This is a genomic window from Mycobacterium sp. DHQP2018-32-09, assembly GCF_058148405.1.
The window spans coordinates 63,025-74,907 of record NZ_JBYVYK010000029.1 but is presented as its reverse complement, the minus strand read 5'-3'; the positions used below and the strand labels follow the sequence as shown (position 1 = coordinate 74,907).

11 protein-coding genes are annotated in these 11,883 nt (G+C 67.4%); 5 read left to right on the top strand and 6 right to left on the bottom strand.

Going from position 1 to position 11,883, the window contains the following annotated elements; translation table 11 throughout:
• Together AC30CM_RS15680 and AC30CM_RS15675 are read left to right on the top strand one after the other, a co-directional pair.
• Positions 1-1,509 (top strand): DNA polymerase Y family protein (locus tag AC30CM_RS15680; RefSeq protein ID WP_490117815.1); only part of this gene is annotated, 1,509 nt, incomplete at its 5' end.
• Positions 1,510-1,634: 125 nt separating this feature from the next.
• Entirely contained in the window at positions 1,635-2,057 is a 423-nt protein-coding gene (locus AC30CM_RS15675; RefSeq protein ID WP_490117814.1) for an organic hydroperoxide resistance protein, read from the top strand.
• A 6-nt stretch (positions 2,058-2,063) separates the two neighbouring features.
• Here the strand turns inward: AC30CM_RS15675 and AC30CM_RS15670 are convergent, their stop codons facing one another.
• A complete protein-coding gene (locus AC30CM_RS15670) occupies positions 2,064-3,095 on the bottom strand; it encodes a nucleoside hydrolase (RefSeq protein ID WP_490117820.1) in 1,032 nt (343 codons plus the stop codon).
• A 33-nt stretch (positions 3,096-3,128) separates the two neighbouring features.
• Positions 3,129-5,162, bottom strand: coding sequence for an SDR family oxidoreductase (locus AC30CM_RS15665; protein ID WP_490117813.1), 2,034 nt, complete (start codon positions 5,160-5,162; stop codon positions 3,129-3,131).
• Between the two features lie 254 nt (positions 5,163-5,416).
• Here AC30CM_RS15665 and AC30CM_RS15660 point away from each other — a divergent pair, with 254 nt between their 5' ends.
• Genes AC30CM_RS15660 through AC30CM_RS15650 form a run of 3 tightly spaced genes read left to right on the top strand, consistent with a single transcriptional unit; the run spans position 5,417 to position 7,663 of the window.
• Positions 5,417-5,959: a carboxymuconolactone decarboxylase family protein gene (locus AC30CM_RS15660; RefSeq protein ID WP_490117812.1), complete on the top strand. Its 543-nt coding sequence runs from the start codon at positions 5,417-5,419 to the stop codon at positions 5,957-5,959.
• Positions 5,952-6,878, top strand: a complete 927-nt coding sequence (locus tag AC30CM_RS15655) for an amidohydrolase family protein (protein ID WP_490117811.1) — start codon at positions 5,952-5,954, stop codon at positions 6,876-6,878. Before AC30CM_RS15660 ends, AC30CM_RS15655 begins: the two co-directional genes overlap by 8 nt.
• A complete protein-coding gene (locus tag AC30CM_RS15650) occupies positions 6,866-7,663 on the top strand; it encodes an SDR family NAD(P)-dependent oxidoreductase (protein ID WP_490117810.1) in 798 nt (265 codons plus the stop codon). The genes AC30CM_RS15655 and AC30CM_RS15650 overlap by 13 nt, the downstream gene beginning before the upstream one ends.
• A gap of 108 nt (positions 7,664-7,771) precedes the next feature.
• On the opposite strand, the gene AC30CM_RS15645 is transcribed toward AC30CM_RS15650, so the two are convergent.
• From AC30CM_RS15645 to AC30CM_RS15630, 4 genes are read right to left on the bottom strand one after another with little or no spacing between them, the layout of a single operon-like run.
• The gene (locus AC30CM_RS15645; protein ID WP_490117809.1) at positions 7,772-8,587 is read right to left on the bottom strand and encodes an alpha/beta fold hydrolase; all 816 of its coding nucleotides are present in this window, start codon (positions 8,585-8,587) and stop codon (positions 7,772-7,774) included.
• Between the two features lie 21 nt (positions 8,588-8,608).
• A complete protein-coding gene (locus tag AC30CM_RS15640; RefSeq protein ID WP_490117808.1) occupies positions 8,609-10,135 on the bottom strand; it encodes a tripartite tricarboxylate transporter permease in 1,527 nt (508 codons plus the stop codon).
• 1 nt (position 10,136) lies between these two features.
• A complete protein-coding gene (locus AC30CM_RS15635) occupies positions 10,137-10,709 on the bottom strand; it encodes a tripartite tricarboxylate transporter TctB family protein (RefSeq protein ID WP_490117807.1) in 573 nt (190 codons plus the stop codon).
• Positions 10,710-10,741: 32 nt separating this feature from the next.
• Entirely contained in the window at positions 10,742-11,698 is a 957-nt protein-coding gene (locus AC30CM_RS15630; RefSeq protein WP_490117806.1) for a Bug family tripartite tricarboxylate transporter substrate binding protein, read from the bottom strand.
• Positions 11,699-11,883: the final 185 nt, after the last annotated feature.

Genomic DNA, 11,883 nt, shown 5'->3' with positions numbered 1-11,883 from the left:
GCGCCGGTGGCCGTGACGCTGGCCAACCGCGTCGTGGCGTGCTCGGCGGCGGCGCGGGCGGCCGGGGTGCGCAGGAACCTGCGGCGCCGGGAGGCGCAGGCGCGGTGCCCGGACGTGCACGTCGTGTCCGCCGACCCGGCCCGCGATGCCCGCCACTTCGATCCGGTGACGGCTGCGGTGGACGACGTGGTTCCCCGCGCCGAGGTGTTGCGTCCCGGCCTGCTGGTGGTGGCGGTGCGCGGTGCGGCCAAGTACTTCGGCTCCGAGCAGGCCGCCGCCGAACGCCTCGTCGACGCCGTCGCCGCGGCCGGGGTGGAATGTCAGGTCGGCATCGCCGATCGGCTGCCGACGGCGGTGTTCGCCGCACGGGCCGGTCGCATCGTCGACCCGGGGGAGGACGCCCGGTTCCTGGCGCCGTTGTCCATCCGGCAGCTGGCCGCCGAACCGAGCCTGGCGGGTCCGGATCGGCGTGATCTGGCGGACCTGCTGTGGCGCATGGGGATTCGCACCATCGGTCAGTTCGCCGCGTTGCTGCGCGCCGACGTCGCATCCCGGTTCGGTGCGGACGCGGTGGTGGCGCACCGGTTCGCCAGGGGCGACTCCACCCGTGGGCCGTCGGGCCGGGAACCGCCCCCCGACCTCGACGCCGTCCTGGACTGCGATCCGCCCGTGGACCGCATCGACGCGGCGGCCTTCGCCGGGCGGCAGTTGGCGGCCGATCTGCACCGCAGTCTCGAGTCGGCGGGCATCGGGTGCACGCGGCTGGCGATATCCGCGAGCACCTCCAACGGCGAAGAGCTGCACCGGGTGTGGCGGTGCGCGGATCCGCTCACCGAGGACGCCACTGCCGACCGGGTGCGCTGGCAACTGGACGGTTGGCTGAACCGGCGCGGGCGCGGTGGCCCCACCGGTCCCATCGTCACGCTGCGGTTGCACCCGGTGGAGATCGTGTCGGCCTCGGCCCTGCAGCTGCCGCTGTGGGGTTCCTCCGGGGACGAGGACCGGTTGCGGGCGCGGCGGGCGTTGGTACGGGTGCAGGGTCTGCTCGGTCCCGAGGCCGTTCGGGTGCCGGTGCTCAGCGGTGGCCGCGGTCCCGCCGAACGGATCACGTTCACGCCGCTCGGCGACGAGCCCGTGCCGCGTGCCGATCCGACGCAGCCGTGGCCGGGCCGGCTCCCGGAGCCGTCGCCGTCGGTGCTGCTCGACGATCCGGTCGACGTGTTGGACGCCGAGGGGGGTCCGGTGCGGGTGACGGGACGGGGCCTGCTCACCGCCGACCCCGTACGCGTGGTGGGTCCCACGCCGAACTCGGGGGCGTTGAGTTGGTGGGCGGGTCCGTGGTTGGTCGACGAGAGATGGTGGGATCCCGACCGTTCCGGGCCGGGTAGGACGGCTCGGATGCAGGTGCTCATCGGTGCCGGTGGTGATGCGGGTGCCGGTACCGCCACGCGCGCGATGCTGCTGTGTTACCGGCAGCGGCGGTGGTACCTGGAGGGGGTCTACGAGTGATGCGGCGTGAGTCAACGTGGGCCGCCCCACATTCGTATTGTGCACAACTTAATCGTGAACTACCGTCGTGGTGACACTCCGGCGATCCGTCGACGTGCTCGACTCATCCACGCGAAGGGACACCCATGAAGACGCTCTACGTCGCAGAAGCACTGGCCACCGGTGAGGGCCGCGATGGCCACGGCCGCACCTCCGACGGCCGACTCGACCTGGACCTGGCCATCCCCGCCGAGATGGGCGGCAGCGGCAACGGCACCAACCCCGAGCAACTGTTCGCCGTCGGTTACGCGGCGTGCTTCCATTCCGCGCTGCGACTGGTCGCGCGGCAGGAGAAGGCCGACGTCTCGGATTCGGCCGTGGGAGCGCGGGTTTCGCTCGGTCAGGTCGACGGCGGCGGGTTCGGACTGGCCGTCGAACTGGAGGTCACGCTGCCGGGCGTCGACCGCGACACCGCGCAGGCGCTCACCGAGAAGGCCCACGCCGTGTGTCCCTACTCCAATGCCACGCGCGGCAACATCGAGGTGACGCTCACCGTCACCGACGACTGAACCGGCTCACGCCAGGCCGGCGGCGAACGGGGCGACCCGGGCGATGAAGCGATCGAAGAACGCGCCCGGGTCGACCTGCACCCCGATGCGCGCGTTGGGATGACGGCCCCAGTGGCCGTTCCAGTCGGCGACGGTCATGCCGCGCGTGAGGGTGCCGGTGAGTTCCACGTCGACCGTGGCCGTGCGGTAGCGCACCAGGTCGGGATCCAGCGCCACCGCGGCCGCCAGCGGATCGTGCAGATGTGCCAGATACCCCTCGCCCTGATCGAAGTGGAACTCGAAGTAGAACCGCATGGCGTCCTCGAGCACGCGAATCAGGGGATTGGCCGCTCGTGAGCGGGTGCCGCGGTCGTCGAGCACGCTCATCGGACTGCTCGGCGAGCCCGCCGCCGAGGCCAACCGGCTCAGGATCGACGGGGTCAGCACGGCGTTCTCGGTGAGGTTGAGGCCCAACACGATCGGCACGCGGTCCGGCTTCTCGAGTCCCCAGGCCGCACCCCACTGCGCGAACACCTCGGCGGTCGACTCCGGGTCCACGTGGACGTTCCACTCGGCGACGGGGGTGGTGTTGCCCCGGTAGTCGAACGCGCCGCCCATGATCACCAACCGGCGCAGCAGCCGCGGCAACGCGGGCTCGAGCCTGATGGCCAGCGCCAGGTTGGTCAGCGGACCCGTCGCCAGCCCGATCAACTCACCGGGGTGCGCGCGCGCCGCCCGCACCCACGCCTCTGCGGCGTCGTAGGCGGTCGGCGACGCGGTGGTGTGCGGCAGGTCGGCGTAACCCAGGCCCCGCGGTCCGTGGGTGTCCTCGGCGGTGCGCAGCGGGATCGCCAGCGGGCGTTCGGACCCGCGCGACACGGGGATGGTCGGTACGCCGCACAGTTCGAGCAGGCCGAGGTTGTTGGCGCACACCGCATCCACGCCCACGTTGCCTGCCGTCGAGGCGATGCCGACGACCTCGGCGTCGGCGCTCGCGAGCAGGTAGACCAGGGCCATGGCGTCGTCGACGCCGGTGTCCACGTCGGCGAAGACGGGCAGTGCGTTCACACGCCCACGATAGGGCCGCGGCGACTACCAGTGCACGCCAGGCAGCAGTCGCGCGGCCTGCTTCACCGGACGTGGCACGCGGACCCGCGCCCGGCCGGCACGCACCGGGCGGCGCGGCCGGCGCGCGGGGTGTCCCGACGCGTCGGCATGCTCGGCCGGGGACTCCGACGACGGCTCGGTGGCCACGCCCCTGGCCGCCGCGGAGTCGGGGTAGCCGAGGTAGAGCTGGTGCAGCAGCCGGCGGGAGACGCGCGGCACGAAGTAGGTACCCAGGTCCGCCAGCGTCCCCACCGGGGTGTCGATGCGCATCGGCTTGTCCACCAGGGCCCGCACGACCATCGCCGCGGCGTGCTCGGCGGTGATCGGGGGGACCGGGTTCAGGCGGCGCGACGGCGCGATCATCGGCGTCTTCACCAGCGGCATGTGAATGTTGGTGAACGTCACGTGATCCGAGAGGGTTTCGGTGCCCACCACGTCGGCGAACGCGTCGAGCGCGGCCTTGGTGGGCAGGTAGGCGCTGTACTTCGGGTTCTTGGCCTGCACGCCCGCACTCGAGACGTTGACCACGTGCCCGAACCGGCGCTGCTGGAAGTGCGGCAGCAGTGCCAGCACCATGCGGACCGAGCCGAAGTAGTTGACGGCCATCACCCGTTCGTAGTCGTGCAGTCGGTCGGTCGATGCGCTCACCGAACGGCGGATGGAGCGGCCGGCGTTGTTCACCAGGTAGTCGACGTGGCCGAACCTGCCCAGGATGTCCTTGACGGTGTGTTCCACCGACGCCGAGTCGGTGACGTCGCACGTGAATGCGTAGGCGCTGCCGCCGGATTGGCGGATCTCGGTGACGAGGTCGTCGAGTGCCTCGGCGCTGCGCGCCAGCGCGAAGACCGTGGCTCCCCGTTCGGCGACGGCGACGGCCGAGGCGCGGCCGATTCCGCTGGACGCCCCGGTGATCACCACGTGCCTGCCGACCAGCGGGCCCGCCGGGTCGTCGCGTCGGGCGCGGTCGGGATCCAGGTGTGCGGCCCAGTACCGCCACAGGGCCGGGGCGTAGGAGGCGAACTCGGGGACGGCGATGCCGGTGCCGCGCAATGCCGCTGTGGTGTGCTCGGCGGTGAAGGTCGGGGCCAGGTCCACCACGTCGAGCACCTCGCCGGGGATGCCCAGCTGGACGGCGGCCATGTTGCGCAACACCTTCAGCCGACCGGTGGCGTGCAGCACCGGTGCCACCGCGGCGCCGGGCAGGCCGCCGCGCACCGGCGGCAGGCCCGCCTGGGCGGCGACGCCGCGGTAGATGCCGCGCAGGCCGATGGCGGTCGGCGCGGTCAGGTGGAACGTCTGACCGTCGTGGCCGTCGGCGTGCAGCAGTGCGACGAGCGCGTCGGCGACGAAGTCGACGGGGACCAGGTTGGTGCGGCCGGTGTCGGGAAGCACGATCGGGGTCATCGACGGCAGCTTGGCCAGGCGGGCGAGCACGGGGAAGAAGTAGTAGGGCCCGTCGATCTTGTCCATCTCGCCGGTCCGGGAGTCGCCGACGACGACGGCGGGCCGGTAGACGCGGTACCGCAACCCAGGGGTGGAGCGCACCACGCGCTCGGCCTCGAACTTGGTCTGGTGGTAGGGCGTGGGCAGGTCCTGGCCGACGTCGAAGTCGTCTTCGGTGTAGATGCCGTCGTAGTCGCCGGCGACCGCGATCGAGGAGACGTGGTGCAGCGTGGCGTCCCGCCGCGTGGCGAACTCGGCCACCGCGCGGGTGCCGTCGACGTTGGCGGCCCGCTGGGCGGCGTCGCCGGCGGTGATGTCGTAGACGGCGCCGCAGTGCACCACGTGGTGCACGTCGCCCAGTTCGGCGACGTCGCCCTCGGACAGCCCCAGGTCCGGGGCGGTCAGGTCCCCGACCAGCGGCCGGACCCGCGGACCCCAGTCGACGGCCAGCTGCTCGAACCGGCCGAGCGACCCCCGGCGCACCAGCACCCACACCTCGGCGTCGGGCGTGGCGAGCAGCCGCGTGATCACCCGGCGACCAATGAACCCGGTACCGCCGGTAACGACATAGCGCACGGGAGTCATGGTGGCCCTCCCTGGGGGCCACGTCAACCGTTGATTCTCAGGGCGAGCGTCACGTTGTCGCGATGATCGTCGTCGCGGTTTCGCATGCGACGTGAACCTGAGACAAGCCCCCTCCACCTCGCGGTCACCCTTGACAAGCCGGGCGGGCCACCCGGATAGTGTACGTAAGACAAACATTCGTACGCAAGGCGTACAACAGCCGTTCGAGGAGCGAGCCGGCTGTGGGCAGTCGTAGAAGGAGACCCGTGCCTCGCATCGAATACGCGCAGCCCTCCGACAGCCTCGCGCGGCAGCTTGGTGAACGGCGGGGTGGGCAGTTGACACCGTTGGATCTTCTGTTGGCGCACAACGAGGGTTTGGCGCGCGGCTGGGATCAGCTACTGGGGGCCGTGCGCGGTCAGTTCCGATTGTCAGGGGAGCTTCGTGAGTTGGCCATCCTTCGGATCGGCCGGCTCAACTCCGCCGACTACGAATGGGATTCCCATCTTCCGGTCGCCAGGCGGGCTGGGTTGTCCGAGGAGGTGATCGCTGCCCTGCAGCGTGACGAGCCGTCGACGGGGCACCAACCGCACGACGCAGTACTCGAACTCGTCGATGAGATGACCCGGGAGATATCGGTCTCGGAAGCCACGTTCGACCGACTTCGTCGACACTTCGACGAGGGTGAGATCGCCGAACTGGTGGCGACCATTGCGGCGTACAACATGGTAAGCCGGTTCCTCGTCGCCCTCGACGTGCAGACCGCCGACCGGGCCGCCCTCAAGTCTGCCGGGGCTCCGCGTGCCTGACGTCGAAGCGACCACACCCGGGCCGCATCGGAGCTTCACGCGCCCCAGGATCGAGTTGCCAGCATTGAGCTGTGACGCACATGTCCACGTCTTCGGGCCGCACCGGACCTTCCCGTTCTCGCTCGACCGCACCTTCACGCCTGTTGACGCACCGTTGGAACTGCTACAGCAGATGCACCACACAATGGGCTTCACGCGGTCGGTCTTGGTGCAGTCTGCCTGTCACGGCAGCGATCATCGGGTGCTGTTGGACGCGTTGGAGCGTGGGAATGGCGCATATCGCGCCGTCGCCCTGCTCGGCCGGGATGCCACCACCGACGAGGTGGCGAAGCTGAATCGAGCGGGGTTTTGCGGTGTCCGCATCCACTTTGCCCCCCATCTGGGTGATCCGCCCACGGCCGAGGACGTTCGCAGGTTGACTGACCTCATCGGACCGTTCGGTTGGCATCTCGAGGTGCACACGATGGGTTTGGGTATCAAGGCGTTCGCCGAGATCTTCCCCGGCATTCCCGTGCGCGTCGTACTGGACCACATGGGCAGATTCGATGTTTCCCAGGGCACGAACTCCGACGAGTACAAGCTGGTTGCCGCATTGTTGGGGGAGGCTGACTTTTGGCTCAAACTCAGTGGTGCTGATCGAGTTTCGCAGGAAACCCCGTCCATGCGAGATGGCCTCGAGATGGCAAGATCGCTCTTCAGCATCCGGCCGGATAGGTGTGTGTGGGGCAGTGACTTCCCGCATCCGAACACGCATAGCTTCATGCCCTGGGACCACGAACTGGTGAACGGCATCGGCACCATCGCGCCGACTGCGGTGGAGCTGCGCCAGCTTCTCGTCGTCAACCCGGCTGTGTGCTTTGGGTTTCCGCTGCCGGAGCCCGTGATCAACGAAGAGAGGAACACCCCGTGGAACGCTTGAAGGACAAGGTCGCTCTCGTCGTCGGTGCCGGAAGTGTCGGACCGGGTTGGGGAAACGGTCGAGCGTGCGCGACGATCTTTGCGGCCGAAGGCGCCCGGGTCGTCGCGGCGGACATCAATGAAGGCGCTTTGGATGTCACCCTCGACAACATCGCCTCACGAGGCGGGCAAGGGCGCGGGGTTCTCTGCGACGTCACCGACGGTGACTCGGTGCGCGCGCTGATCCGCGAGACCATCGGCGCGTACGGACGAATCGATGTCCTCGTCAACGTCGTGGGTGGGTCGCGGGCTGGTGGAGCTGCCGAACTCGACGAGCACGGATGGAACCAGCAGCTCGACTTCAACCTCACGAGCGTGTACCGCACCTGTCATGAAGTGATTCCACACATGATCACCCAGCAATCCGGATCGATCGTCAACATCGCGTCCACGTCTGGTCTGCGATGGACCGGTTCACCGCAGGTTGCCTATGCCTCGACGAAAGCGGGCATCATCTCGTTCTCCCGTGTCACCGCAGTCCAGTACGCAAAGCACGGAATTCGGGTCAATACCGTGGTTCCCGGCCAGCTGCATACCCCGATGGTCGAAACGCGGCTGGCCGGGCAGCGCACGGGCGGAGACGTCGACACGCTACTCAAGCAACGTCGGTCTCGAATTCCTTTGGGCTTCATGGGAGACGGCCGGGATACGGGCTACGCCGCGCTGTTCCTCGCCTCTGAGGAGGCACGATTCGTCACCGGCACCGAGTTGGTCGTGGATGGTGGCATGACTGCGCGATGTGACTGACTCCGCGCATACGAGGACCTCCGAGTCGATGAAGGCCTTCGACAAGGCTTCATCGACTCGGAGGTTCTCGTCACGTCGCGCCGAGATCGATGTCATGACCGGACTCGGCTAATGGCCGACGGCGAATCGGTGGATGGCTGCGCTCATCGCTTCTGGCTGTTCTGGAGCCATGGCATGACCTGCACCGTGGACGACTTCGACCGTGACGCGGTCGCCGAGCATCGGCCGAAACACACCTGGAATGACCACCGCATCATGCTCGGCCTGCAGGTCCAGCATCGGGACGTCACCGCCGGCGAAGTACTCGTCGATCGGTGTGTTGTTGCGGGCGAAGGTCTGCATCTCGTGGGTCTCCCACGACCAACCATCAAGCCACACACGCGGATCATTGCCAGGAGCGAAGAAGGCGGCTTTCAGGCAACGAATCCGCTCGTTCTCGTCCAGCGTTGGATTTCCCGCTCCGTCGATCTCGGCGCGGAGTCGACCATAGGGCTTCTCCGGTAGATCCTCGGGCACCTTGCCGGCAGATGCCGCCGCCATGACCAGAGCGCGAACCAGATCAGGACGGTCGACCGCGAGCATTCGCGCGGGCTGGCTGCCAAAGGCATGCCCGACGACGACGGCGGCCACGACGTCCAAATCATCCAGTGCGGCAGCGATATCGCGCGCCAGGTCATGCATGGTCAATCCAGTCATCGGCCCGACGCTGCCCCTGATCCCCCGGGGCTGTGGCCGTATCACGCGATGGCCAGCGGCTTCCAAGAGCATGGCCACTTCGTCATAGTCCTCGGCTCCTCGTCCCAATGACGGGAGGATGACGATTGGGTCGCCTACCCCCTGCACCAGCGTTTCGACGGTGACGTCGCCGTATCGGGTGATTCGCGCCGTTACGGCTGAATCGTTTTCATGCGCATGACTGATCAACGGTGTTCACTCCTTCTGTGCTCATTGAGTTGAGGTGGCGGCGACGTCGTCAGCCGCGGTGCGTCTGCGTGCGATCAGTCGCCCGAGGATCGGCACGGCGACGATGGCCAGCAGGATCAGGTAGATCGGCACGCTGACCGTGGTGAACAACCCACCGATCTGCCCTTCGTTGACGGCCAACGCCCGTCGCAATTCGGTTTCGGCAAGCGGACCGAGGATCACCCCGATCAGCGCAGGAGCCAGCGGGATGTCGAGGGTTCGCATGAGCAGGCCCACGATGCCGATGGCGATCAACAGATAGACGTCCCATGTCGAGGAACTCAGGGCGTATATCCCCAGGGCCGAGAACACCGCAATGCCGGCATACAAATAGGGGCGCGGTATCAACAGCAGTTTCGCCCACAGTGGGGCAAAGGGAAGATTGATCGCCAACAGCACCACCAGGCCGATGAACAGGCTGGCGATCAACGTCCACACCAGGTCGGGGCTGCGTTCGAACAGCAGCGGGCCTGGCTGCAGGCCGTACTGCTGAAACGCGGCGAGCATGACGGCTGCGGTGGCTGAGACGGGAAGTCCCAGTGTCAGCAGTGAACCCATCGCGACACCCGTGGTGGCATTGCCCGCGGCCTCGGGGCCGGCCACGCCCTGAATCGCGCCCTTGCCGAACTGCGGGTTCGCGCGCCTGCTGTCGAGACGCTTCTCGGTTCCGTAGGACAAGAATGTGGGGATCTCGGCTCCACCGGCGGGTATGACGCCGAAGGGGAGACCGAAGGCGGTACCCCGCAGCCACGCTGGAACTGCCTGGCGAATTTCCCTCTTGCTCAGCCACGGTCGACCGCGCCCTGACATCGTGGCCTCGGCCTTCCCATGGGCGTTGAGCGCGACCTTGAGCACCTCTCCGACCGCCAGAAGCCCGACGGTGACGATCACGAAGTCCACCCCGTCGAGCAGCTCGGGGGATCCCAAGGTGAATCGGGTTGTCCCGCTGAGCACGTCGATGCCGATCACGGCGATGCCCAGCCCGAGAACGAGCGACGTCAGTCCCTTGAGGACCGAATCGGACACCACGGACGACACCGCGAGAAACGCGGTGATGGCCAGCGCGAAGTACTCGGCGGGACCGAAACTCGACACCAGGCCGGCCATGATCGGAGCACCGAGCGCGACGATGATCGTGGCGATCAACCCTCCGATGAAGGCGCCGATCGCCGCTGTGGCCAACGCTTGCGGCGCCCTACCCGCCAGGGCCATGCGATGGCCCTCGATGGTGGTCGCGATGGCCGAGGATTGACCCGGGGTATTGGCGAGGATGCCTGCCGTCGAATCTCCAAAGAGGCCGCCGAAGTAGATGCCCGCAAACATGATGAATGCCGCGGCCGGATCCATGCTGAACGTCACCGGGAGCAAAAGCGCCACGGCCATGGAAGACCCGAGGCCCGGCAGCACCCCGACCGCGGTACCCAAGGCGGCTCCGGCAACCACCCAGAGGATGTTCATCGGGGTCAGTGCGCTCTCGAATCCGCCAAGGAGTGAGATGAGCGAGTCCATGTCAGAAGGCCCCCAGAATTCCTACGGGAAGGTGCAGACCGAGTCCTGCCGAAAAGGCGAGTTGAACGCTGGAGGAGACCACCGCGGCCACTGCGGCGTCGAAGAGGAATCGCCGACTGCCAAGACTCACCGCGATTCCCCAGAAGAGCAGTGTGCCCGACAGCAACCAGCCAGCGGGTTCGAGTGCCCCCGCGAAGACGACGAGGGTGGCGATCGCCATCACGACGCTGCGCCAGCGCGGTGACACCCGTTGCTCGTGGGTGTCCCGATCGAACGGCGGCGATTGCGCTGACCTCCACGCCTGCAGGACGAGGAGTGCGGAGACGCAGTAACCGATGATGCAGACGACGGTGGGGAAGAAGCGGGCATCCGGCCATTTCGCGGCCGACGGGATGTCCATCGTGGCGATTCCCACGGCCAGATAGGTCATGAAGGCCGTGAGAAGAGCCGCTACGGCCAGCGTCGTTCGTCGACCTCCCCCGATGCTCTCGCTTCCGACTTCTTCAGACGGGGAAGGAGTGAGGGTGGGGTGGGCGTCGTTCGTGGTGTGGTCGACCGGCGGGGCATTGTCCATTGATGTTGCGCCTCCATGGCATGGGCGGTGCGTCAGATGCCTGACTCTTTGACGAGCGTGCGGATCCGCTCACTCTCGCTTTCGATGAAGTCGCCGAAGTCCTGGCCGGTGAGCGGCACGCCTGTCCAGCGATTTCGACCGAGGGCTTCGCGCCACTCGTCGGTGGCCATGGCTTCGGTGACGATCTGGGTCAGCTCCCTGCGGTCTTCCTCGCGGATTCCGGGCGGGGCGAGCACCCCCTGCCAGTTGGGCAGGTAGAGGTCGACTCCTTCTTCGCGGAGCGTGGGCACGTCGATGCCGGGCTGCGGCTCCGGAGCGGTAAGGCCAAGTGCGCGTAGCCTTCCCGCCTCGACCTGGTCGGCAAACTCCGCGTAGCCGCCGATGGCTGCGTCGACGGTATGTGACAGCAGCGCCGGAAGTACCTCGCCACCGCCGGAGAACGGAATGTAGTTGATCGTCTTGGGATCGATGCCGATGTACCCCGCGAGCGAGCATGCGATGAGCGAATCCGTTCCGCCGAGCGCACCGCCCCCAATCACCGTCCCCGAAGGATCGGCCTTCCACGCGTCGAGTAGGCCGGCCAGATCCTGGTACGGGGAGTCTCCCGGTACGAAGATGGCCTGATAGTCCTCGACCAGTCGGGCGATGGGGGTCGCTTCGATCACGTCGTTCTCCGCGTCGTTGACTTCGACGCCTCCCAACATCACCGTGCCGGTGAGCATCAGTACGTCGTTGCGGCCGTGCATTTGGATCAGTTGGTTCAATCCGAGGGTTCCTGCACCGCCCGGCATGTTGATGATCTGGGTCTTGAGGACGATGTCGTTCTCGATCATCGCGCGCTGCAATTCTCGGGCGTTCGTATCCCAGGTGCCGCCGGGGGCGGACGGTACGAACAAGGTCAGCGCGTTGCGCGTTTCCGATCCGTTCTTGCCTGCGTGAGCATCGATTCCAGCGAAGACGACGATTGCCGTGCCGACGATCGCGAACACCGAGAGACCCATCCGTGGTCGCTTCATAGAGCGGAGCTCCTGCCAGCCGATAATGTTCTTCCTACGTACACTCGTACGTTGGTAGAACCATCGTCAGGCGTGAGGTGGCCCCTTGTCAAGGGAAGGAGGTGATCTCCGTCATCCCCGTCGCCGGACGGGGAGTCATCGCGGTGGAACCGACAAGG

Coding starts and splice junctions, on each gene's coding strand:
- AC30CM_RS15675 (WP_490117814.1), top strand. CDS start 1,635: ATGAAGACGCTCTACGTCGCAGAAGCACTGGCCACCGGTGAGGGCCGC.
- AC30CM_RS15640 (WP_490117808.1), bottom strand. CDS start 10,135: ATGGACTCGCTCATCTCACTCCTTGGCGGATTCGAGAGCGCACTGACC.
- AC30CM_RS15635 (WP_490117807.1), bottom strand. CDS start 10,709: ATGGACAATGCCCCGCCGGTCGACCACACCACGAACGACGCCCACCCC.